We start from the raw sequence: 23,078 nt of genomic DNA on the forward strand, positions 1-23,078 counted from the left end.
CGGCACAGAGATTTCTCCCGTGCCGTTTCTGTTTCCACTTTTTATACCCGGTCTTGTCTTGAGTTTAACTTAATGACATTGGGCGATTGCCCTGTCCTTTCTTTACTTGAATTGCGATATCTAAAATTAGCAAAACTGCTATGATTTTAATCTAAACTCCACTAAAATAGGTCACACAAAGAACTCCGGGACACCCATAACTATCATGCCTGTCTAAGTAGCTGGTTGCTGCTGATTGTATTGAACTAACGTATCCGTTAGCGCAATCTTCTTTTTCAAAATATCAAATCAGTCTTAGCTAAGTCCAAAGCTACAGCTATTTTAATCTGATTCGTTTTACTAAATCCCTTAGTCCAATTTTCTAAGTGATACACATCTACTATTGGAACTACTTCATTATCGTATCGATCCAATTCAATCTGAATGACTGTTTGTGTATCCACAAGAAAACTTATAATATCTTCACCCTGCTCAGGAATCCAATATAAGATGTACGCTGTTTCCATTGTGGGAAAAGTCTCTCTAATAATGCTTAAATACCTTCGCATCGAGACATCATTAAACAGACGAATTTTTGAGGCTTGTAATTCTTTTCTATACGCCTGTTCCGTAATAGTCCCTCTAAGTTTCATGATTTTACCTCTTTATCTGAAAATGCTGGTGATTATTATACATTACTTACTCATTACTATTGCACACTATCGTTCTGCGTTAGTTTAATGGCATTGACGCATCGAACAACTCATTTTCACTCTCTAAATACCTTAATGTTCGCTCAATATCGTCTTCATTATAACTCCGTACAATTATCATATGTTTGATGAACAATCCTGGAGGGTCGATATCAAATCGTGAAAGATTATTTTTTAGCCTGTCAGGTGTGTACAAGATGCTCCATCGCTTGCTTCCATCCCCAAAAGTCATGGTAACCTCGACCCAATTCCATTCATCTGAAGGACCCAGTGGGTCATCATCGAAACGCCAGTTCAATAATTTCATGAAATCCTCCAAAGATATACTATCGTTCCATTGAATAATGATTATTTTTTCTGAACAATATCATTAGAATCACAATCAGGACACTTATCTTCATTTTCATTACCAAGAAATTCAACTTCACAATAGTTACATATCCACTTAAATTTTAAATTTTCTCTTCGTTGAATATCATCTATTAAAAATTTCCGTAATTTATCTTCAAAGTTCTTCATAACTTGCCTCCAGAGCGCTTTTCTCCTTGGTCAATAAATTATCGTTCGCCGTTAGTTCAGTTTCAATCCAAATATCCAACAAAATAGCCACCAAGCAAGGGGACGGTCGACTTTGGATTCTGGGCGTTTTCAAAAAGTTTCAGGACAATTTTACTGTAAAACACTTCGATAATTGTAGTATTTTGAATTTTTTTATTGGAAACTATGTATATTTATGTCGAAAACAAAAGAATGTTTTTTTCCAAAAATTTTCTTTTATGTATTTTTATATCTTTATACCCATTCCAAACAATAGAAGTGACTGATAACATAAACTGTGTTGTTACGGCCGTTACAGCATGAGATTTATTTAAAACAATTTATTTTAGAATATTCATGACGATATGAATACTTAATCGCAGTTAATATTGGAGGAATAATACACATATGAAAAGATTTAAGAAAACAGTTTTTAGTCTAATATTAGCATCAAGTCTTCTACCGAACTCATTTGCATTTGCGACAGACACAAATGTATTAGATAATTACTTAGTGGAGAATGGGTATCCCGAAGAAGTTATTGCGTTACTTGATATTCAACAAAAAGAAAAAGCCTATGAACAAAAAACCGTATTTGTGAGTCACAAAAGAGTAACTGCTCTAATGAATGAATCTGATAATAATGCATCAGCAAGGTCATTATCCAATTTCTCCCACGATTTGGTTGTTGGTCAGGTTACAAGCGGAACAGCAGGTAAAGTGGAATTTATTTTGGATTATAACTGGGATTGGAATTATGATCCAATGTATACAATGGCAGACTCATTCGGCATTGCTTGGACTGATGATTTTGATGCATACCCAGGAACCGCAGTTTCAGCATACAAAACATTTGGGACTACTGGCCCCACCTGTGGAACTGCTCTCGAAAATGGGGGTACAAATGTTTATGGCTATGAGAAATATGATCCTGGTAAAGGAATTGGCTGGGAAGCTAACTTAATCTCAAGCTGGTTTGTATCTGCTGGCTGTGGATATGCTACAACATATCGACATAAAGGTTGGGGCGAAGTAAAGATTGGTAAGTTTCACAATGGTTCTGGTCTTGGAGAATCTACATCGGCAGTTGCAAAATACTTCCACAACGAAATTTCAGGGCAGGGTGAACTTCAATTCAGTGCAGCAGGACCAGCTATAACTTTAATTGGCGATAGTTCCTATGACGTTTCTCCAGATACCGGAGAAACATGGAATTGGTACCATAGAAACTACTAATTTGGTTAGAAATCGTGCAAAGAAAATTCTTTGCACGATTTCTTATTACATTAAAAAAGGTGGTGATTTTACTATGAATAGGTACGTAACCTTATTCGCGATTCTTATATTGGTAATATTAAGTGGTTGCGACAAAAAGGAAGAAGTTAATTTGGTTGCTAATACTGATTCTTGGAAGATTAATGTAAACTATCTCCCAAGCAAACATGGATACATTGAAAAACAAACGATTGAATACATTGGGAAAACACCTTTAAATAAGGTAGACCTTTCTATAAACTACAAAAATAATAGTTCCACTGTAAATACACTGAAGGTTGAAACTCTTGTTGGGGTTGGTCCACAACAGTTACCTACCAGAACCGAGGTAGATAATTGGAAAAATGCAAAAAATGTTAAGATAACTTGGACTGAAAAAGATACTTTACATGAGGAAACAGTTAGACTCACCCCCTCAACCCAGGAATAATTAGGGAGCCATTTGTCTCTTCACCCCCCTTTAATATTAAATTGTTGACGTCTAGATTCGTCTGGAGCTGAAAGTGAGTTTCTATATTTAGTTATATGAAGCTTATCTTCTTGGAATTACACTCATCCAAGCCGCGCTGGTTTTCGAGATTATAGGGGGGTAGTACCAGAGGGAAGCTGTCACCAGAGGCAAAGTAAATGGTATTAAAACCTAAAGACCATGGCATTATTGAGGGGCCATGGTCCTTTTAGTTTCGCCAGTAATCTCTAGTTTCGCTCACAAGCTTTTTCAGCATTTACTTTCCCAGCAACTACTCAGATCCATCGCCACGATATAGTTCTCCAGTTCTCCGTTAGTGAAATGGAGTTCTTAATCCAGAAGCCCTTATGAAAAGTCAAAATAGTCTCAAATCATGTTTTATCTAATGTTGTTTTTCTGACGTATTTACTTACTCTATTATTCGAATCCAAGGAAAATATAAGATACTCAATTCTCGCTGGATCAATATCAAGTCCATAATATAAATCAATTGTGTAATACATTTCGTTGCTAGGTACGTTCTCATATGCTTCAGGCTTTCCAAGTAATTGGATTACCTCATTTCTATCTTTTCCAATAAGTGTTTGCTGTTCAATCAGATATTGTGCCATTTTTTGGCGAGGTCTCCATGATCCATTATCCTTTGCTTCAACCCAGGTATCCTGATCGAAAGCCAACTTTTTTTCATTGCATCCTATAATAATTAATAAGATTGAGGCAGCTATGACAAATCCTAAAAATTTGCCCCTATTCGTACTTAAATTCCGAATGATTTCATACATGAGTCCTTATCACACTTTCAGATGAAATTTTGAAAACATCAGTCTAATACTACTAAATAAAGGATTCGTAAGTAATTTCAAAAATGGTTCATCTGTATGCTAATTACGCAAACCTCCCTCTATGGAGAAGACTGCCACTATTGCAGTCGGCAGCCTTCTCCTGATGTTTATTGAGCTATCGTGACAAAAATCTCCCTTAATGACTGAGTCAGTCTAATAATTATCATGAGATAGATTCTTACTAAATGGATGGGGGATATTATCAATTATAACTAATCTCCCGTGACCCCGATGTCCACGGGGGTTAAACAACTGGAGCACCCACGATACCCCTAATCATTCTTAAACGTGTCACGAAAAAACGGGAGCCGCAGGTAGCTTTACTCCCTTGTCATTATTTAATTGGCTCCCTATTGTAGCAGCTCTATTGCAGGTTGGATTGTCATTTCAGTGGAGTTCAATGCATTCGACCAAACATAAAGTAAGGAATCAGCGTCATATAATTTCATTCCTTTAGAAGCATTAGCAATACGTGTAAGTCCGGTTCCGTCAATCCTAACTTTTTTAAGATAAATATCTGAAACAAGTCCAGCTCTGCCGTGCAAAAAGTAGATCCACCCATCACGATATTGAAGTGAGTTATACATCGGACCGTTATCTTGCATAGGGTCAACGCTATGTAGAGATATAGTTGTAGTTCCATCCAGACTCGATTTATAAAGATTTTGTCCTTTAACATAGTAGCTCCATCCATCTTCAATGATGAAGGTTCAAGAGAGATTATCGTTAATTTTCTTCTTATCAGCTCCACTTAAGTCTACTTGAAATAATTCATTAGTCTCATTTTGAATAAAGTAAAGTTGATTATCATTTATAAAAAAATTATTAATCCCTTTTTCTGAGATAACATTATTTGTTTCGGTTCCATCAAGTTTCATACGGTATATTCCTGTATCATTCACATCCAAATAATAAATCCAATTTTGACTCACGGCCATTTTTGAAGATGCAACTGCAGAAATTTTTGTTTTTTCTGTACCATCTTGACGCATTCTATAAATTCCAGATTCGGATTGTAAGGTGTAATATAACCAATCTCCAACTATATTAATGGTCTGAGCATTATCGTCAGATAACTTGATTCTATTGCTACCATCTTTTGACCATTTCGAAAGAGAAGGTTTTTGATCAGACGGATTTGTAAAGATCCAATCCTCACCAACAGCAACTCTTCCACCGTTTTGAAGGTTTCTCATAGCGACTTTTTCTTTATTTGTCTGTTCTTTTGCAGTTTCGGCTGAGGTTAAGGGAACATATTTTTCCTGTGTTGAAGTCACTTTTTGTAATTTACTATCGACTTGTTTCAACCGCATAATAAACGTTATTGCTTCAGCCCGGGTGACTTGATCGCCTTTATTAAAGCCTTCAGTACTGGTTTCCGTCTTACCTTTTGCCAATCCTAGATCAAGTAAATACTGGATCGAATCATCCACACTAAAATTTTTTCCAGTAGCATTTGAAATCAGTTGTGCAACCATTCCTCTGTTTAGATTTATGTAACTAGTATGTCCTCCTAAAGATGTTGGAGTAACAACATGCCATCCCATGTTACTGGCATAAATTTTATAAGGGAGCGCCCAATTATTAGCGTCAGATTCTTGTTTAAAATCGCTCGGGTGGAAAGCTCGGATAAGCATAGCCAAGAACTCCGACTGCTCTACGCCTTGATTCGGTCTAAAAGTTCCATCCAGGTATCCATCAACGATTTGATTATTAAACCCCCATTGTATGTTTGCATATCCCCAAAAATCTGTTGGAACATCTCTTAGTGAAACCGAATCTGCCTTTGCTGGAGTTATACTCACACTAATAATAGACAGGCATAGCGTCGTAATCAAAAATAATCTTTTTAAATCGAACATCCCGTCAACTCCTCATCTTGTTTTTATTTTAGACGAAAAATTACCAGATATGTTTCAACTAAAACCTTAAAGAATTTATGAAGGTTTACATGTCTTCCGTATCCCTTATTAAACAATTCTGCCAGTTAGCGGGGAAAAGGCAGCCGCTTGATTTCGGCTGCCTTCACTGTTGTTGTATGAAACTAACATTCTGCGTTAGCGTAAGACTACACACCACTATTGCAAAATAAGCAACCATGGCAAGAAAGAATAATTTTATGTTTAGAACATTGAGGGAAACCAATAGGAATTGTAGGATCCTCATCTAACTCGTCTGTGGTCGACCAGTAAATGTAATGACTCTCATCTATAAAAGCTTCTTGAAAGTCGGTTATTAATAAACGTAAATGATTTAAAACCATTACTACTATATCCTCATTAGGTGTGTAATCTAAATCTTCCCATCTGTGTTTATTAATTGCACCGTCAATAACAGACAACAAAAATCTCTTTAGCTCGTTAAAATCTCTTTTCGTCCAAGGGATCTCACTAATGCTAAATCCCACAGTGCCAATACCTATAACTGATTGATCCCTTTGATTCAATCAAACGATAAACTCTTTCTCTCTATCTGATACTGCTAAGTCTGACCCACTTAGTGCCAGTACCTCGATAAGTACACTAGTGGCTCCATTAGATATAGAGAGTGACTCAACAATTTCTTCACCGTAATTGTCACATAGCCTTATTACGTTTCCCATATAAACGATCACCTCGTCCCTATTCCATACAAATTATACCACGGTAAACTCCCATTAGTTGAATGGAGAGCAGAGAAACGAAAATAGTGATGGATCGGTTCCATCGCCGCGCTAACGTATCCGTTCGTAATGAATATTGCCGAATACTCCGAGGTGTAATATGATCTTGCAAAGTTGATTCTTCATTGATTCACTCATTCAGTATATTTCTAAAATTAAACTGACTGACAAATTATCTTGTCAGTATCAACAATTATCTTTTTAAGTTCTGATAGTACCGCGATTCTTAACAAAACAACTAAGGGCAGGCAGACTGTCACTTCATTTAATGATTTGGAGGTTGCTTTCGTTGAGTTATGACGAAAAGAATAATCCGCCCAAAGTCCAATAAGGATTTTGGGCGGATTATTTTTCTGGCTATTTCGCTTGAACTGCCTGACTTTTCACGGTCTGCCTGTCTACACGCTGTTCTAAAATACTTTATAATTGTTTTCGACAATGCGTTCATAATATCTCAGTCTTACAAATGCTTATTGGCTTTACTTATTGAGATGCTTGGTTAAGAGCATTTATAAATACCTCTGTTGGTTGTGCGCCGGATATCGCGTATTTTCTATCAATGACAAAGAAAGGTACTCCTGTTATCCCTAATTGCTTTGCTGTGGCTTCATTTGAACGCACATCGTTAGCATATTTGGATGGATCATGGAGAACTGTCATTGACTCGTCCCTATTCATTCCAACTGATTCTGCAATATTTGCTAATGTATCATGATCGCTAATTAGCTTGGCGTCCGTGTAATAAGAATAGAACAGCTTCTCTGCTAATTCCTTATCTTTACCAACAGATTTGGCATATTGGGTTAAACGATGAGCATCAAACGTATTGGTGGGCTTCACTTGGTCGATATTATACAGGAGACCAATCAACGCCGCTTGTTGTTCAAGTTCAGCATGTGCCTTTTTCGCTTGCTCGATACTCATACCATGTTTCTCAGAAAGTATTTGATGCATATTTCCACCAGAGTACATTGATGCTTGAGGATTAAGTTCAAAGCTTTTATATTCAATAACCACTTCATTCTGATGAGCGAATTGATCTAGTGCAGACTCTAATCGTCGTTTACCAATATAACAAAGTGGACAAACATAATCCGACCAAATTTCAATTTTCATTTTGAATGCTCCTACACTACAAATTATCTTGTTTAAACGGTTTTTTCACTTGGGACTTATTTATTATAAATAATAGGCATTTTTCTAATCAATTGTTTATCACGAGCGACAGAGTACATGAATTTTGCAACATTTTCTCTTGAAACACCTAATTTAGCCGGTTTATCACCGAATGAATAATCATAAGATTGTCCTTTGTGCTTAACATTTGGATTAATAATTCGAACAACTGTCCAATCAAGGCTCGATTGTTTAATAATCCCTTCCATTTTTTTCATTTCTGCGTGACCGTTCGGAAGGAAAATTTTAGCTAATACCCCCGGAAGTATCGTTGAAATGTTTTTCTTATCGTCATCCGATTGCAACGCTGGCGTCGCAAGTGTAATTAACCTCTTTTTGTCAAGCTTTTTCATCGCTCTAACAATCAGTTCGTGTCCATCGGCAATCGGCGTGCCTTTAAGCTTTCGTGACATGTCAGATGCTGGTCCCAGTGTGCTGATTACGACATCCGCTTCAGCGACTGCCCTCTCGATGGTTGAAGTATTTGAAAGTTCCCCTTGTGCAAGGGTCAAATTGGGATGTTTGAGGCTATATTTTTTTGGGTTTCTAATATATGCCGTTACGAAATCTCCGTTTTCTAAAGCTAATTGTGTTACAAGTTGTCCAATTGCACCACTTGCACCAAAAATAGTGATATTCACATTCTTACCTCGATTAATTATATTTTGTCTTCTGTTATAAACTCTTCAACGCGATCTCTCTTGGAATACATGTCGTACCAAATATCAGCGATTTTATCTTGAACTCCTGAATTAGGTTGCATCCAAATTCCAATCGATAGATGACCTGCATAAATCCCTTTATCCGCTAATTCGCTGTTCAAATTAAAGATATAATTACGAAGTCCTGAGATTGCAATTCCGACATTACCCATCCTTGGAACTGGGTGGACTGATGCACCTCCAGTTGTAAATAACAGGGCACCGCTTTGCTTATCCAACATTTCCGGCAGCACTTGCCGGACACTCGATAAAGCACCTAAAACATTGAATTGAAATTGGTATAAGGCATTTTCTTCGGTTACATCTAATGCTGGTGCTACTGTATTGATGCTCGGCGTTGGACTGTATTCAAGAACATCAATAAATCCGTATTTCTTTTTAATAGCGGTAAATGCCATCTCAATCTGTTCTTTATTTAATATATCTGCTTGAAATGGAGCAGCTTCGATTCCCAATTGTTCTAATTCACTAACCAGCTGGTTCAGCTTTTCTTCATTTCGGGCAATAAGAGCTACGCAAAAGCCATTTTGTCCGAATTTCTTTGCAATGGACATTCCTAATCCTTCTCCTGCTCCAACGATCGCTATAGTTTTCATTTAAAATCTCTCCTTTAGTTAGAGTTAATTATCAATAAGATAAATAATGGTCAATGTGTTGTATATTTATCATGTGTTTATTATGATTAATAAAAGGTCAGCATTCAATATTTAATATTTCTGATTTTGAGAGATAAATTGCAATTTCAGCTCAAATGTCGTATATCTAACAAAAAAAATTAAGGGAATGAGTCATAATGAACAAAAAAACCGATTTGCGTATCATTCGCTCCAAGCATTCGATTAAAAAGGCGTTTATAGAGCTTCTTAATGAGAAGGGATACGAAGGGATTACGATCCAAGATATTGCCGATAAGGCGATGATTAACCGGAATACATTTTACCTTCATTATCAGAACAAGCCCAATTTGTTAAATGCGTCTATGGATGAATTATTAGAAGAACTAAATAGTACACTCAATCTTTGTTCGAGCAGTAAATCTCCTGTTAGTGGCTCTAAGCTTGAGCAATTAATGCAAACCATACTGGAAAAAATTCAGGACAATATTCCCTTTTACAAAGCATTGTTACTTGATGAGAATAGAATTTATGGTTTTCAATCAAAAATGGAGGAAATTATAAAAAATACAGTGGAAGATGGCTTGGATAATACTCCCCTGAAGATTTCAAAGGAATTATTACTCCAATTTATCGCATCTACTTTTATGGGTATTGTAATATGGTGGGTTAAAAATGATTTTTCTTATACTCCAAAGGAACTCGCTTCTCAATTCGGAAAAATTCTAACTCATGGACACTTAAAAGCCGCGGGTATTTCAATTGATGATTAAAGTGATAAATGCTTACGAACAGTAGCTGGGAAGATAGAAAAGAAAAGGAGCCCTCTCGAATGACTCGAATAATGGCTCCTTTTCTGTTACTACACTTTCAAAAAATAATATTGCACTCTTGAAGACTAACCGAAACCACCAAGGAGTCTTTTTATTTCTCAAACCTCGTATTTCCTCATGATAAGAATGCTACCAGATAGCGCAACAAAGCTGCCGTTTAACGCGGCAGCTTTGACATAGTGTAAATTTTTGAGAGCTATCGTTATCCGATAGCTTAACGATATCCCGAACACCCTTGGTGAAATACTGAGCGCGCGATGTAAATCCTATTTCGGTCTTCTTCTGCTTCTGGAATAGACCACGAGTGCAGCGATTACCATCGCACCGAAACCCAAAGATTTGGCTGACTCGGCTTCCATCCCCAGCAGCATACAAAGATTGGTAACCAAGCTTTTCGTTAGGAGTGCAATCACAATCAGCATGATTGGACGCATTATATTGTACTTTTTCATATGTGCCACCCTTTCTTATATGTCTACTACTTAATCAAATAACAACAAGTTATTTATTATTAATTCATTGAGATACAAGTAATCACCTCTTTTTATATGAGTTTCGTATTTTTTTCATTTGTGGATTATTCGATAGGCCTTACATACCTCGCCGATGTTTAGAGAAGTTCTATTCAAATGAACCATTCAGGTCATAGAAAAAGGCTTGATTGCTCAAGCCTTTAGTTTAATGAATCTGTACATTTTTCACATCACATTATATGAATTATCTTTGTATGGCGGCTTATCTCCACTTATTTGGCTACCACCTGTAGACATTCCTCCATACCTACTCTCCACTATACTTTTCATCACTTGTTGCCCTTTTATCTCGCCCTTTTCCCACTCTTCAATAAATTTAATCTCAACTTTAGAAGGTTCTATTTTCTCAGTCTCAATATACCGAATTACCTTGTAACCTTCGATATACAACTCCTTTTTTTGATTTGATTCACTTGGAAACTGGGCTGCATAAAATCCCTTACCAGATTCTGCGAACTTGATTGCTTCGCTTGCTGTTATTTTTGAATCCTTCATCTTCCAATAAGGATGATATAATCCGTAGCTTATAGAAACAATTATGATAGGAATGATAGATAGCATTATTATAGATTTTCGTTTGTGTGAGTACCTTCGAATTCCTTCCTCTAATAAAAAAAAGAATAGTGCTGAGCTTCCCCCCATTAATATAAATGGGAGGTTTTTTCCAATTAGGCCTGGGATTATGCCGAATATGATATGAAGAAAACCCACGACAACCCATTTTTCTTTAATATTCATTTTGACTAATAAAAAATTTATACCTATTGATACGCAGATACCATACACAGTTATGAAAATCATGCTGTACATAAAAACGACTATAATCATAGTCCACATATTTGGGATAAATTGAAATGTATCTTGTGCAAAGTCCCCTTTATTTGTCAGTATAGTTATGCATAAGGATAAATAACTGGCAGTCAAAAATGCACTATGTAGTTTTCGAATAAGCAGTCTAATTCCTCATTTCGGGTGTTTTTCTTAATAAAAATAATTATTTGGGGATCCCTATTGAAGTAGCGTAACCCTGTAGTTCATTGATGCGATGCTTTTGGGACAATTTCTTAATTAATCTCCAAACTCAAATACCATAGTAGATCATAATGCATTCACCTGATTCAACCGTGGTTGATAATTCGATTAACCTTTTTAAAGTATCAAGAATCTCATTTCTGTTAAACGATAATTTCTCGTATGACCCGTTTATTTGAAGATCGTCATCTTCTTTCCAAGTAAACCTTCCCGTTAAAACTATATCTTCAGGAGCTTCTAAAAACATAAGATACCAGGCATTCATGAGCTTTGTTAGTTTTATTGCTCCTGTTTTTTCAATTATAGAACGACCATGATAGTTTAATCCAAATTCATTTTCGTTTCTGTCTGGATTAATAGTTTCAATCCATTTCAGTGAATCCTGCAGGTAGCCGAACAAGTCGTCATTTAGCTGAACAATATTTTCCCGATTTCTATCCTTATAATCAAAGATTCCACTTAAAGAAATTTCTCCAAACTTACGGTTTGAAATTAGTATGAAATCATGAACTAAAGCTATAAAAAATCCCCCTTTAGCGAATTATTTTTAGTTTATATTTTACCATAAATTGTAATTATTCTACTCGTTATTTCAATGAAAACAGAAGCAACTGCCGCGGCAATCTGCTCCCTGTTTATTGGACTATCGTCTCGATTTCATAACTTAGTAAGTTTGTTCCTATTCATATTCTTAAGGAGAGTATCCATTGCTAGGTATCTTCACGGTCAGATACCCATTCTTTCTAGTTTCATTTTGACCTTCTTAACAGTGCGGAAACAAATAAAAGAAAATATTAAATTTAAAATAAACGACGTTACAGCAAGAACATATTCCCCAAGAAGTAAATAAAAAATTAAACTAAACAAACTACCAGCAGCAAAAACAAACATAAACAAGAAGGAAGAAAACTGTTGTGATTTTAAATAATAATAAATTAGCTTTTTCAAGTTTAGTTGCACCCACCATGATATTCTTTTTTTTGTATAGAGAACCGGTTAATTGTTAAATCATTCATAAGAGGGGTGGATATTTTAAAAACAAACATTGGGAATAGATGATGCCGCATAGTTGGCGTCCCTACATGCTATAAACTCCTTATTCGCAGTATATCTCATTGTCGACTGTATATTATCCTTTAAGCTTATAAGCTCTATAGTAATATCTTCTTTATCATTTAGAGGCTTTATTAATTCTAAAAGATAATTCATATCCATTTTAGTAACACTATCTTTCTTTTTAAATATGTAAAATGTTTGCCCACTATGTTGTTCTAAAGTTACTAAAGTGAAGCCATCACTTAAATTCTTTTGATAATATGAAGAAGCTTCATCAATCATCTTTTGGTATTGTTTATTATCATAATTTTCTATTACATATGGCCCCGTATTAATTACGGCAAATAAAATAACTGCCCCCCACAAATAAATAAGGAATTGACCTGTATGAATTAATTTATAATATATTTTGTAAACCATCGTGATTATAATCAATACAAAAATAAGAATTGAACTCTCTATTAACTTGTCACTTAAATCCGTAGGAGTAAAGAAAATAACCCTTAAGGGATCAATAATAAAGTAACTAATTCTAATAATGAATAAAGTGGTCACCAAAAGAAATATTGCTATAAAATATCGTTTCAATATGCTCTCCTCTTTAGTTAGCGGATGCCCATTCCCAGAATTTTGTATTATGTTATAACTTTAAGTAATTCAATTACTCCAGCGGGATATAGAATTCTTTGACCGCGTTCAAAATCGACAACAGGTATCCATAGAGCATAGGTAATTTTTTCACCTTCAATAATTTTAAAACGTTCTTGCTCATATATATTTGGATCATTTAATTCTACGAGATAGATTTGAGTTATTTCATGCCCTATGTTCTCATCGATTTTAAAATGTTTTCTATACATGTGACATGACTTTTAATTGTTATTTGGCACCTAATTCCTCTTGAAATTCTCTTATAAGTGCCTCTTGCGAATGTTCCCCAAGTTCAATTGTTCCGCCTACTGGTCTATAATTAAATCCTGTACCCATTGAATGTTTTCCTTATTGTTCCTCAACAAGAATCTATTTGTTTCGAGTAACGATTCCTAACACATTGGCACGTGGATACAAGTCTCTTCCTCCTCAAATAAAATATCACTAATAAATCAATACTACCATAATTTGGATGTTAATTACTCTTCTAAATTCCCTGCCTTCATATGTTGGTATAGACTGATCAACTCAACCTTTAAAATAAACTCTGTAGATGGATTATTGTACAAAGAATTTAACCTTATGCCTATTATCATAGATGTGAGATGTTTACCAATAGGGGAGCAGCCGGAGCGGATTCCGAGGATTGAGCATCTCCTCCGAGCTCCATCACCGCTACGATCCGCTCCTGCGGCCGAATCCCAAACGGCTTGCACAATTCCCGGTCATAAATCCATTCCGGAACCGTGCGCCGCACGTGCCAAGGCTTAGATTTGGCCAACAATTGAAAATTTTGGATTAAACAGCATACCGCCGCGTAATCCTCCTCCTGCTTGTGGGGATCCGCTTCTTCCTTCGCCACGATCAGGAGTGATGCTAGTGACGAATCCCTATTCAAAACTCGGAGCTTGCCTGCCGCTTCGCCGCCCGTCACATAGATAAAGCGCCACGGTTCCCTTAGTCCATCGTTCGGCGCCCAGACGGCGTCATTCAGCATTTCGAGAATGCTTCGCTCGGGAATTCGGACGTTATCGAACTGTGCCCCATCCGCCCCCCCGCCCCCACCGATTGTGGTCCATTTCTGCTTCGCCGGCGTTCTTCTCCGGGATCTCGGCGCTTTATCGAAATATCCCGTATGCAAAATCCCTGCAAACCTCTCACCTTCCCGCAAGCCGATTTCCGCAAGAAACGACTCGCTTTGAAGCATTGGATCCGTATCCCACAGCATGCCCAACCCGCGCTCCCAGCCCAGCAGTTGAAAGTTTTGCATGACACTGCAAACTGCTGCATAATTTTCGTCGCTCTGCCGCCGATTGGCGGCAGGTTCTGCAATGAAAATCAGGTGAGCAGGAATATCCGTTATCTGTCTTGTGAAAAAATCGATCATTTTGACAGGAATGAGCTTTCCTAGTTTGCTTTCCTTCATTTTAGCTATCATACTCTCAACCAGTCTTTGACGCGACTCTGGCGTGCCGGCATAAATACAACGCCAACGTGGCGTACCCTCAGCCTCGTACAGGCTTGCCGCTTTGTCCAGCAAATCTACGAGCAGTTCCTGCGCTACCGGTGTTGCGTTGAATCTCCGGATGGTTCTACGTTCTCTAATCGTTTGGGAAAATTCCAACATAATCACTCCTCGTAAATATAGTTCACTAGTAAACAAAATATTCAAAAAAAAATTTAGCTTATCTCTCTCCAATATACCGGTTCATGCCTTGAAAAAACTTCAAGATCGTCTGATGCTCACTATCGGAATAACTGTCCAAAAACCGGATAAAATTCTGCTCCTCTGCTTCATGCAAAGCCCGATGCATTTCGAACAACTTCTTCCCTAGAGACGTTAGCCGAAAATACACCTCTTTGCGGTTATCGTTGAGCTGGGTCCGATTAATGAGGTTAAGTGCAAGCAGCTTCTTATTTATCTTTGTAATACTCGCCTTCGACAAATTTAATTTATCCACAATCGCGGAATGATTGATCGGTTCGTGATTGCCGATGCAATCCAGAACATGGATGGTCGATAAGCTTCCAAGGACACCTTTCAGCTGATGCAGCTGCACAAACTCTTTGATTTCTTTAAGTTCCAGCTCCAACCGCTGTTCTTGCAAATGGAAAAAATGAAGCAATTGATTATAAATTAACGCTTTGATACTTTCAGGATAATCCATGTTCAGGTTCACACTCCATATTGTTTACATTGAAACAAAAATATCATAGTTTGCGGGATTCAGCAAGTGCCGCTTTCCAGCGCAGAAATTTAAAAGCATTTATATTATCCCCTATACATGTAAAATCGATAGTAGTATTCATGTTTGCTTCTTATTACTTGTACGACAAAAAGGAGCTGCCACAAGGCAAGCTCCTTCACTATTTTATACAGTCGATTCTATGAATGAGTAACTCGATTAATCGATAAAATGCACAAATTGCAGGAACCTTTTCAGTATAACCGCTGCCTGCGCCCTCGTTACATACTCCTTCGGGGCAAAGCGTCTGTCTTCCATCCCATTCATAATGCCGTCTTTCGATACTCGGACTACCGCAGCTTGCGCCCATGAAGAAATGGAGTCTCGATCCGTGAAAGTATCCAGATGGCCTCCTTCTTGCCCATGACTACTGCTCCCATGGCTGGTAAAGGTTAAGGCGCTAGCAATCACAACGGCCATTTGCTCGCGGGTAATTGTATCGTTAGGCGCAAACCTACCGGCACCGATACCGCTAACCAGCCCGCTAGCCACTGCCGCATTTACTGCAGATGCATACCATGCGGATGCAGGGACATCCACAAAACGATTACCGTCCTCGCTCTCCTTCACGGATAGCCCTAGCCCCCGAATGAGCAAGGCTGAGAATTCCGCTCGTGTAATGGTTCCCTCTGACTCAAAATGGTCCGCCGCCACGCCATTCACCAGCAGCTTGGACGCTAGATGCTCCACATCTGCTTTCGCCCAATGTCCGGTTAAATCGGCGAACGTTCGTGCTTGCACATTTACGACTGTGTACATGCTGTTATGTGGCACGTTTAGAATCGCTTCGTTAGTGCCGTCTGCAGCGGTTTCCATCTTTGCCGGAACAAAAACGACGGTTCTATTTCCCGGGATATACTGAACGGCAACCAGGTTACTGTTCGTGTCATTTCGATCCAACTTAATGGTCCGAATCGAGTACGCTCCTCCGAAGTCGTGAATCTCCAACGTTTGACCGTGTGCTTCCGCCGTCACCTTGTAGTCAATAACGTCGGTGAATACAGTAAAACCTTGAGAAACTCCTATCCGATCGATCTCTTGTCGAACATTCTCGCCTGCTTGCACCTGTAAGATGCTTACAGTCAAATCCGATAATTTCGCATTTAGACGCTCCGCCAAACTGATCAGATCGATCGCGCTTAATCGCAATTGGTAGCTAGAATCGTTCAACCTCACCTCGATAATTGTATTAGGATAAGCTTTGACCATATCCGCGATCCAGTCAGCTTGAAACTGTGCCTGTACCGCTTGCTCCCGATTGCTGATTGCAATGCTGACAATTGGTTCCCTCGCATCTTTCAGGAGTTCCAGCACTTGCTCCCTTGTCCGTTCAGGGAGAATGACTTGCTCGATCATCGTGCCATCCGACCGCTTGACTTGTTTAATGTCGGATGGATCGACAAGCATTGTAATCCCGCCATTTAAATTAAACTTCACAGTCGTCCCCGATATAACCGGTAGAATGCCGTTATCCGACGAAGACGGGATTGAGATCCCGGTAACAGTGATGGTTTTCACTGCTTCATTACCTACTTCGTCTAGTGCATAAATGGTATAGTCGCCGTTAGCAGTAACAGTGAATTGAGGTGTGGCCAAAATATCGTTTCCTTTCGTTCCACCGGCAAAATCACCCCCGCTAAGACTCCCAGCCAGCCAACGGAGCTGCGTCAGCGCATTTCCTGCTGCTTCCCCGTACACGCTTGCAGTCACACTGATCACTTTACGTTCCGATCCGTTCGGTGCAACCGTCAGGGCAACTTCGGGCGGTATCCCCACGATACGTATTCCGCTTACGTTCGGTGCTGCGTAGGTTAGAGTAGCCGGGAGTCCGTTGGAGGTACGAACGATGCTTGCACCGTTCGGGAGCTCCAATGATGCAGCAACTTGAATTCCGTCAATATCCGCGAGCCCTGCAGGAACTTCGAATTCGAAAGTAAGTTTTTTTACTGCCTCACCGCGCGCTCCCATATATGGAGCATATACCGTCTGAGCAACTGAATTGTCTCCAACCATGACCGGAACGACAGGTGTCCCGATTACCATTACTTCATCTCCGTAAAATACCGTAAAGCGAAGCGTATCGCTCGTTCCGTACAAATCATTGGCCGATGCAGTTAGCACCACTCCAACCCAAGCGGCTTCAAATACAGCCATAGCGTCGTTCAAACTGACAGTAGCTTCATCCAAACGAGTCTGAGATTGATTTTCCGCATCGTCGGCAATAGCCTGCCCTGCATCTATCGCCGTCTGAAGGACAGCCCGGTCTCCTGCTGAAGTCTGCCCTACATCCGTACCTTCTGGATGAGCCGTCAACGCCTGCTTCGCCGCCGTGATCGCCGCTTCCAACGCCGTTGGAATGCCCGCTTGTATAACGGCAGCAGTAAAGACTTGAACCGCTGCATTTAACTGGGTAACGGCAGTATCCAGTTGATCTTGTGTGTAATTGCCCATGTTATCAAAAATCTGCTGCGCCGCAAGGATTGCGGTCTGCAGTGCAGTGCGCGCCACCGCTGACGCCTGCCCTACATCCGTACCTTGCGGATGATCCGTCAACGCCTGCTGCGCCGCAGTGATCGCCGCGCCAAGCGCAGTCGGAACACCCGCTTGTACAACAGCGGTATTGAAAACTTGAACTGCTGCATTTAACTGCGTAACAGCAGTATCCAGTTGATCCTGCGTGTAATTGCCCACATTATCAAAAATCTGCTGCGCCGCCTGGATTTCGGTCTGCAGTGCAGTGCGCGTTCCCGCTGACGCCTGCCCTACATCTGTACCTTGTGGATGATCCGTCAACGCCTGCTGCGCCGCAGTGATCGCCGCGCCAAGCGCAGTCGGAACGCCCGCTTGGATAACAGCGGCAGTGAAAACTTGAACTGCTGCATGTAACTGCGTAACAGCAGTATCCAATTGATCCTGCGTGTAGTTGCCTGCGATATCAAAAATCTGCTGCGCCGCCTGGATTGCGGTCTGCAGTGCAGTACGCGCCACCGCTGACGCCTGACCTACATCTGTACCTTGCGGATGGTCCGTCAACGCCTGCTGCGCAATCGCGATCGCCGCGCCAAGCGCAGTCGGAACGCCCGCTTGTACAACAGCGGCAGTGAAAACTTGAACTGCTGCATTTAACTGCGTAACCGCAGTATCTAATTGATCCTGCGTGTAATTGCCCGCGTTATCAAAAATCTGCTGCGCCGCATCCAGTGCAGTTTGCAGTGCGGTGCGTGCCGCTGCTGACGCCTGACCTACATCTGTACCTTGCGGATGATCCGTCAACGCCTGCTGTGCAATCGCGATCGCCGCGCCAAGCGCAGTCGGAACACCCGCTTGTATTAATGCAGCAGTAAAGACTTGAACGGCTGCATTTAACTGCGTAACAGCAGTATCCAGTTGATCCTGCGTGTAGTTGCCTGCGTCATCAAATATCTGCTGCGCCGCATCCAGCGAAGTTTCCAGTGCGGTGCGCGTTCCTGCCGAAGTCTGACCTACATCCGTACCCGCTGGATGATCCGTCAACGCTTGCTGCGCAACCGTTATCGCCGAGCCTAGCGCAGTCGGAACACCCGCTTGGATAACAGCGGCAGTGAAAACTTGAACTGCTGCATTTAACTGCGTAACAGCAGTATCCAATTGATCCTGCGTGTAGTTGCCTGCGATATCAAATATCTGCTGCGCCGCATCCAGCGAAGTTTCCAGTGCGGTGCGCGTTCCTGCCGAAGTCTGACCTACATCCGTACCCGCTGGATGATCCGTCAACGCTTGCTGCGCAACCGTTATCGCCGCGCCCAGCGCAGTCGGAACACCCGCTTGGATAACAGCGGCAGTGAAAACTTGAACGGCTGCATTTAACTGCGTAACAGCAGTATCCAATTGATCCTGCGTGTAGTTGCCTGCGTCATCAAATATCTGCTGCGCCGCATCCAGCGAAGTTTCCAGTGCGGTGCGCGTTCCTGCCGAAGTCTGACCTACATCCGTACCCGCTGGATGATCCGTCAACGCTTGCTGCGCAACCGTTATCGCCGCGCCCAGCGCAGTCGGAACACCCGCTTGTACAACAGCGGCAGTGAAGACCTGAACCGCTGCATTTAACTGGATAACAGCAGTATCCAGTTGATCCTGCGTGTAATTGCCCGCATTATCAAATATCTGCTGCGCAGCCTGGTTTGCGGTCTGCAGTGCGGTGCGAGCCACTGCTGACGCCTGCCCCACGTTCACCCCTTGCGGATGATCCGTCAACGCCTGCTGCGCAATCGCGATCGCCGCGCCAAGCGCCGTCGGAACACCCGCTTGTACAACAGCGGTATTAAAGACTTGAACCGCTGCATTTAACTGCGTAACAGCAGTATCCAATTGATCTTGCGTGTAATTGCCCGCGTTATCAAAAATCTGCTGCGCCGCCTGGGTTGCGTTCTGCAGTGCGGTCCGAGCCACCGCTGACGCCTGACCTACATCCGTACCTTGCGGATGATCCGTCAACGCTTGCTGCGCAACCGTTATCGCCGCGCCCAGCGCAGTCGGAACACCCGCTTGTACAACAGCGGCAGTGAAGACCTGAACCGCTGCATTTAACTGGATAACAGCAGTATCCAGTTGATCCTGCGTGTAATTGCCCGCATTATCAAATATCTGCTGCGCAGCCTGGTTTGCGGTCTGCAGTGCGGTGCGAGCCACTGCTGACGCCTGCCCCACGTTCACCCCTTGCGGATGATCCGTCAACGCCTGCTGCGCAATCGCGATCGCCGCGCCAAGCGCCGTCGGAACACCCGCTTGTACAACAGCGGTATTAAAGACTTGAACCGCTGCATTTAACTGCGTAACAGCAGTATCCAATTGATCTTGCGTGTAATTGCCCGCGTTATCAAAAATCTGCTGCGCCGCCTGGGTTGCGTTCTGCAGTGCGGTCCGAGCCACCGCTGACGCCTGACCTACATCCGTACCTTGCGGATGATCCGTCAACGCTTGCTGCGCAACCGTTATCGCCGAGCCTAGCGCAGTCGGAACACCCGCTTGTACAACAGCGGCAGTGAAGACCTGAACCGCTGCATTTAACTGATTAACTGCAGTATCCAGTTGATCCTGCGTGTAGTTGCCCGCGTCATCAAAAACCTGCTGCCCCCCATCCAGCGCAGTTTGCAGCACGGTGCGCGCCACTGCTGGCGCCTGACCTACATCCATACCTTGCGGATGATCCGTCAACGCTTGCTGCGCAACCGTTATCGCCGCGCCTAGCGCAGTCGGAACACCCGCTTGTACAACAGCGGTATTGAAAACTTGAACTGCTGCATTTAACTGCGTAACCGCAGTATCCAATTGATCCTGCGTGTAATTGCCCGCATTATCAAAAATCTGCTGCGCCGCCTGGGTTGCGGTCTGCAGTGCGGTCCGAGCCACCGCTGACGCCTGACCTACATCCGTACCTTGCGGATGATCCGTCAATGCCTGCTGCGCCACCGTGATCGCCGCGCCTAGCGCCGTCGGAACACCCGCCTGTATTACTGCAGCAGTAAAGACTTGTACCGCTGCATTTAACTGGCTAACGGCAGTATCCAGTTGATCCTGCGTGTAATTGCCCGCGTCATCAAAAATCTGCTGCGCCGCATCCAGTGCAGTTTGCAGTGCAGTGCGCGTTCCCGCTGACGCCTGCCCTACATCCGTACCTTGCGGATGATCCGTCAATGCCTGCTGCGCAACCGCGATCGCCGCGCCTAGCGCAGTCGGAACACCCGCTTGTACAACAGCGGCATTGAAGACCTGAACCGCTGCATTTAACTGGCCAACTGCAGTGTCCAGTTGAGCCTGCGTGTAGTTGCCCGCGTTATCAAAAATCTGCTGCGCCGCCTGGATTGCGGTCTGCAATGTACTGCGCGCCCCCGCTGACGCCTGACCTACATCCGTACCTTGCGGATGATCCGTCAACGCCTGCTGCGCAACCGCGATCACCGAGCCTAGTGCAGTCGGAACACCCGCTTGAAGAACGGCGGCAGTAAAGACCTGAACCGCCGCATTTAACTGATTAACTGCAGTATCCAATTGATCCTGCGTGTAGTTGCCCGCGTTATCAAAAATCTGCTGCGCCGCCTGGGTTGCGGTCTGCAGCACGGTGCGCGTTCCCGCTGACGCCTGCCCCACGTTCACCCCTTGCGGATGATCCGTCAACGCCTGCTGCGCAACCGTGATCTCCGCACCAAGCGCTGTCGGAACACCCGCTTGGATAACAGCGGCAGTAAAGACCTGAACGGCTGCATTTAACTGGCTAACTGCAGTATCCAGTTGATCTTGCGTGTAATTGCCCGCGTTAGCGAATATCTGCTGCGCCGCCTGGGTTGCGGTCTGCAATGTACTGCGCGCCCCCGCTGGCACCTGCCCCACGTTCAACCCTTGCGGATGATCGGTCAACGCCTGCTGCCCAACCGTGATTGCCGCTGCCAACGCCGCAGGATTGCCGGCCTGAACAATTTGTGCATTGAATGCCGCGATAGAAGCGGTCAAAGGAGTTGCGGCGTTAGCCAAATCGGAGACGGTTGTGGCATTCCCGATTCCGTCGATAACAAGCTTGGCTGCGTCATATTCTGCCGATAAGTCGTTGTAGGCATTGGCCGGAACCTGTCCTACACCGGTGCCCACCGGATAACTTTTCAACAACGACTTGGCGCTAGAGACAGCTTGAAATAACGTCGTTCCATCCACAAACGTATGTCCGTTGCTCGACGCATAAACGGCTGCGGGAGAATTCGCAATTCCGAATATTTTTAAATTACTCGGATTACTTGCAAATACGCTTGTCCCAAAAGTTGTGGCATTACCTAACACAGTTACGCTCGTCAAGTTATTACTATAGAAGGAGCTACTGGCGACATTCGTTACACCAGCAGGGATGACTAGTTTGGAAATGTGATTGGTGTCAAAAGCACCGCCATTAATCGTCTTCAAATTTTCCGATAGTTTAATTGATGTCAAACTATTCATATAAAAAGAATAGTTGCCGATCATCGTCACACTGTCCGGAAATACGACGGTTGTAAGTGGATTGTTCTCGAATGCGCTGGAGCCGATCGTTAACAAACTGTCTGGAAGTTCTATGGAAGTGAGGCTAGTATAACGGAATCCATATGTTTGAATGACCTTCACGCTGCTCGGAATCACGACACTCGTGATTTTAGGTTTGCCCGTACCGTACGTATCAAATGCTGATCTCCCAATTTCAGTTACCGGCGTACCCGAGTAGGCAGCGGGAATAACCACGTTCAGATCCGTGCCCTTGTAGTCCGTAACCGTTGCTCCATTGGAACCGATTGTAAAAGTAAAATCGTTCTCAGCTGCATAAACAGGTAGAATCTGCGAGAATGAAGTCCCGAATGTAAATAATGCAATGAATAGACATACAACTGATTTTTTCATGCTTTCTCTCCTTTACTATAACGCTTGAAATTAGATGACTAAGATTAGTAAATTGTCGGATGAGCGGGATAGGAATAGGTTTATGTAACTGGATTGCAACTACATTTGATTATAAAGATGGCCAATAAAAGAATAATAAAAGAATAATGAATAAAAGCAGCCAATCCCGCGCCGTATCAAGACTTACTAACTTTATTTAGAAAATGTTTTATTATCTGACAATGAGTCATGTGACTAGGTCGGGAATGTTACACAACAAAAAAAGCCGCAACTTATGCGGCTTTCAATTGGAGGTAGAACAAGGAGCAAGATCGCTGAGGATCTTGCTCCTTGTTTGTTGTGT

The 23,078-nt window shown here is 42.1% G+C and carries 22 protein-coding genes; 3 read left to right on the forward strand and 19 right to left on the reverse strand.

All coding sequences use genetic code 11. The features are described from left to right. Positions 1 to 275: 275 nt before the first annotated feature. The 3 genes from A8708_RS13295 to A8708_RS35445 all read right to left on the reverse strand — a co-directional run bounded on the left by A8708_RS13295 (position 276) and on the right by A8708_RS35445 (position 1,211). Positions 276 to 632, reverse strand: coding sequence for a hypothetical protein (locus tag A8708_RS13295; protein WP_068664091.1), 357 nt, complete (start codon positions 630 to 632; stop codon positions 276 to 278). 79 nt (positions 633 to 711) lie between these two features. Further along, positions 712 to 999, reverse strand: a complete 288-nt coding sequence (locus tag A8708_RS13300; RefSeq protein WP_239696668.1) for a hypothetical protein — start codon at positions 997 to 999, stop codon at positions 712 to 714. A gap of 41 nt (positions 1,000 to 1,040) precedes the next feature. After that, positions 1,041 to 1,211 carry a hypothetical protein gene (locus A8708_RS35445; RefSeq protein WP_157264752.1) on the reverse strand — a complete coding sequence of 57 codons (171 nt, stop codon included), beginning with the start codon at positions 1,209 to 1,211 and terminating at the stop codon, positions 1,041 to 1,043. Positions 1,212 to 1,637: 426 nt separating this feature from the next. Here A8708_RS35445 and A8708_RS13305 point away from each other — a divergent pair, with 426 nt between their 5' ends. Both A8708_RS13305 and A8708_RS13310 read left to right on the forward strand, forming a co-directional pair. Further along, on the forward strand, positions 1,638 to 2,465 hold the full coding sequence (locus A8708_RS13305) for a hypothetical protein (RefSeq protein ID WP_068664092.1): 828 nt from the start codon (positions 1,638 to 1,640) through the stop codon (positions 2,463 to 2,465). Between the two features lie 73 nt (positions 2,466 to 2,538). Further along, on the forward strand, positions 2,539 to 2,934 hold the full coding sequence (locus A8708_RS13310) for a hypothetical protein (protein ID WP_068664094.1): 396 nt from the start codon (positions 2,539 to 2,541) through the stop codon (positions 2,932 to 2,934). Between the two features lie 410 nt (positions 2,935 to 3,344). Here A8708_RS13310 and A8708_RS13315 read toward each other — a convergent pair whose 3' ends face one another. From A8708_RS13315 to A8708_RS13345, 7 genes are all read right to left on the reverse strand, one after another. Continuing rightward, positions 3,345 to 3,755: a hypothetical protein gene (locus A8708_RS13315; protein WP_068664096.1), complete on the reverse strand. Its 411-nt coding sequence runs from the start codon at positions 3,753 to 3,755 to the stop codon at positions 3,345 to 3,347. A 410-nt stretch (positions 3,756 to 4,165) separates the two neighbouring features. Continuing rightward, on the reverse strand, positions 4,166 to 4,420 hold the full coding sequence (locus A8708_RS36105) for a hypothetical protein (protein WP_068664098.1): 255 nt from the start codon (positions 4,418 to 4,420) through the stop codon (positions 4,166 to 4,168). A gap of 105 nt (positions 4,421 to 4,525) precedes the next feature. Beyond that, a complete protein-coding gene (locus A8708_RS13325) occupies positions 4,526 to 5,677 on the reverse strand; it encodes a DUF5050 domain-containing protein (RefSeq protein WP_068664100.1) in 1,152 nt (383 codons plus the stop codon). Between the two features lie 206 nt (positions 5,678 to 5,883). After that, the gene (locus tag A8708_RS13330; RefSeq protein ID WP_239696670.1) at positions 5,884 to 6,261 is read right to left on the reverse strand and encodes a hypothetical protein; all 378 of its coding nucleotides are present in this window, start codon (positions 6,259 to 6,261) and stop codon (positions 5,884 to 5,886) included. Positions 6,262 to 6,960: 699 nt separating this feature from the next. Further along, positions 6,961 to 7,593, reverse strand: a complete 633-nt coding sequence (locus tag A8708_RS13335) for a DsbA family oxidoreductase (protein WP_068664101.1) — start codon at positions 7,591 to 7,593, stop codon at positions 6,961 to 6,963. 56 nt (positions 7,594 to 7,649) lie between these two features. Next, entirely contained in the window at positions 7,650 to 8,294 is a 645-nt protein-coding gene (locus tag A8708_RS13340; RefSeq protein WP_068664103.1) for an NAD(P)-dependent oxidoreductase, read from the reverse strand. Positions 8,295 to 8,311: 17 nt separating this feature from the next. Next, complete coding sequence (locus tag A8708_RS13345; RefSeq protein ID WP_068664105.1) at positions 8,312 to 8,971, reverse strand: SDR family NAD(P)-dependent oxidoreductase; 660 nt, start codon at positions 8,969 to 8,971, stop codon at positions 8,312 to 8,314. A gap of 197 nt (positions 8,972 to 9,168) precedes the next feature. Here A8708_RS13345 and A8708_RS13350 point away from each other — a divergent pair, with 197 nt between their 5' ends. Then, on the forward strand, positions 9,169 to 9,762 hold the full coding sequence (locus A8708_RS13350) for a TetR/AcrR family transcriptional regulator (RefSeq protein ID WP_068664107.1): 594 nt from the start codon (positions 9,169 to 9,171) through the stop codon (positions 9,760 to 9,762). A gap of 326 nt (positions 9,763 to 10,088) precedes the next feature. Here A8708_RS13350 and A8708_RS13355 read toward each other — a convergent pair whose 3' ends face one another. From A8708_RS13355 to A8708_RS13395, 9 genes are all read right to left on the reverse strand, one after another. After that, entirely contained in the window at positions 10,089 to 10,256 is a 168-nt protein-coding gene (locus A8708_RS13355; protein WP_239696671.1) for a hypothetical protein, read from the reverse strand. Between the two features lie 264 nt (positions 10,257 to 10,520). Then, positions 10,521 to 11,183: a hypothetical protein gene (locus A8708_RS13360; protein ID WP_204787526.1), complete on the reverse strand. Its 663-nt coding sequence runs from the start codon at positions 11,181 to 11,183 to the stop codon at positions 10,521 to 10,523. A 253-nt stretch (positions 11,184 to 11,436) separates the two neighbouring features. Next, positions 11,437 to 11,787: a hypothetical protein gene (locus A8708_RS13365; protein ID WP_068664113.1), complete on the reverse strand. Its 351-nt coding sequence runs from the start codon at positions 11,785 to 11,787 to the stop codon at positions 11,437 to 11,439. Between the two features lie 632 nt (positions 11,788 to 12,419). Further along, positions 12,420 to 13,031, reverse strand: coding sequence for a hypothetical protein (locus A8708_RS13375; protein ID WP_068664117.1), 612 nt, complete (start codon positions 13,029 to 13,031; stop codon positions 12,420 to 12,422). A gap of 47 nt (positions 13,032 to 13,078) precedes the next feature. After that, positions 13,079 to 13,303, reverse strand: a complete 225-nt coding sequence (locus tag A8708_RS34820) for an NUDIX hydrolase (protein WP_082927481.1) — start codon at positions 13,301 to 13,303, stop codon at positions 13,079 to 13,081. Positions 13,304 to 13,322: 19 nt separating this feature from the next. Beyond that, the gene (locus A8708_RS37075) at positions 13,323 to 13,430 is read right to left on the reverse strand and encodes an NUDIX domain-containing protein (RefSeq protein WP_167355884.1); all 108 of its coding nucleotides are present in this window, start codon (positions 13,428 to 13,430) and stop codon (positions 13,323 to 13,325) included. Between the two features lie 256 nt (positions 13,431 to 13,686). Beyond that, positions 13,687 to 14,721: a nitroreductase family protein gene (locus A8708_RS13385; RefSeq protein ID WP_068664119.1), complete on the reverse strand. Its 1,035-nt coding sequence runs from the start codon at positions 14,719 to 14,721 to the stop codon at positions 13,687 to 13,689. Positions 14,722 to 14,779: 58 nt separating this feature from the next. Next, positions 14,780 to 15,262 (reverse strand): MarR family transcriptional regulator, encoded by a 483-nt coding sequence (locus A8708_RS13390; protein ID WP_068664121.1) that lies wholly within the window; start codon positions 15,260 to 15,262, stop codon positions 14,780 to 14,782. A gap of 237 nt (positions 15,263 to 15,499) precedes the next feature. Continuing rightward, a complete protein-coding gene (locus A8708_RS13395) occupies positions 15,500 to 22,735 on the reverse strand; it encodes a leucine-rich repeat protein (protein ID WP_068664123.1) in 7,236 nt (2,411 codons plus the stop codon). Between the last annotated feature and the right edge of the window lie 343 nt (positions 22,736 to 23,078).

This window comes from Paenibacillus oryzisoli, assembly GCF_001653565.1.
Taxonomy (GTDB): domain Bacteria; phylum Bacillota; class Bacilli; order Paenibacillales; family NBRC-103111; genus Paenibacillus_E; species Paenibacillus_E oryzisoli.

What these genes read in the sequence shown, in the direction of transcription:
- A8708_RS13335 (WP_068664101.1), bottom strand. Translation starts at nt 7,593, where the DNA reads ATGAAAATTGAAATTTGGTCGGATTATGTTTGTCCACTTTGTTATATT.
- A8708_RS34820 (WP_082927481.1), bottom strand. Translation starts at nt 13,303, where the DNA reads ATGTATAGAAAACATTTTAAAATCGATGAGAACATAGGGCATGAAATA.
- A8708_RS13395 (WP_068664123.1), bottom strand. Translation starts at nt 22,735, where the DNA reads ATGAAAAAATCAGTTGTATGTCTATTCATTGCATTATTTACATTCGGG.
- A8708_RS13315 (WP_068664096.1), bottom strand. Translation starts at nt 3,755, where the DNA reads ATGTATGAAATCATTCGGAATTTAAGTACGAATAGGGGCAAATTTTTA.
- A8708_RS37075 (WP_167355884.1), bottom strand. Translation starts at nt 13,430, where the DNA reads ATGGGTACAGGATTTAATTATAGACCAGTAGGCGGAACAATTGAACTT.
- A8708_RS13310 (WP_068664094.1), top strand. Translation starts at nt 2,539, where the DNA reads ATGAATAGGTACGTAACCTTATTCGCGATTCTTATATTGGTAATATTA.
- A8708_RS13385 (WP_068664119.1), bottom strand. Translation starts at nt 14,721, where the DNA reads ATGTTGGAATTTTCCCAAACGATTAGAGAACGTAGAACCATCCGGAGA.
- A8708_RS13355 (WP_239696671.1), bottom strand. Translation starts at nt 10,256, where the DNA reads ATGCGTCCAATCATGCTGATTGTGATTGCACTCCTAACGAAAAGCTTG.
- A8708_RS13345 (WP_068664105.1), bottom strand. Translation starts at nt 8,971, where the DNA reads ATGAAAACTATAGCGATCGTTGGAGCAGGAGAAGGATTAGGAATGTCC.
- A8708_RS13295 (WP_068664091.1), bottom strand. Translation starts at nt 632, where the DNA reads ATGAAACTTAGAGGGACTATTACGGAACAGGCGTATAGAAAAGAATTA.
- A8708_RS13350 (WP_068664107.1), top strand. Translation starts at nt 9,169, where the DNA reads ATGAACAAAAAAACCGATTTGCGTATCATTCGCTCCAAGCATTCGATT.
- A8708_RS35445 (WP_157264752.1), bottom strand. Translation starts at nt 1,211, where the DNA reads ATGAAGAACTTTGAAGATAAATTACGGAAATTTTTAATAGATGATATT.
- A8708_RS13390 (WP_068664121.1), bottom strand. Translation starts at nt 15,262, where the DNA reads ATGGATTATCCTGAAAGTATCAAAGCGTTAATTTATAATCAATTGCTT.
- A8708_RS13325 (WP_068664100.1), bottom strand. Translation starts at nt 5,677, where the DNA reads ATGTTCGATTTAAAAAGATTATTTTTGATTACGACGCTATGCCTGTCT.
- A8708_RS13360 (WP_204787526.1), bottom strand. Translation starts at nt 11,183, where the DNA reads ATGATTATAGTCGTTTTTATGTACAGCATGATTTTCATAACTGTGTAT.
- A8708_RS13300 (WP_239696668.1), bottom strand. Translation starts at nt 999, where the DNA reads ATGAAATTATTGAACTGGCGTTTCGATGATGACCCACTGGGTCCTTCA.
- A8708_RS13305 (WP_068664092.1), top strand. Translation starts at nt 1,638, where the DNA reads ATGAAAAGATTTAAGAAAACAGTTTTTAGTCTAATATTAGCATCAAGT.
- A8708_RS36105 (WP_068664098.1), bottom strand. Translation starts at nt 4,420, where the DNA reads ATGCAAGATAACGGTCCGATGTATAACTCACTTCAATATCGTGATGGG.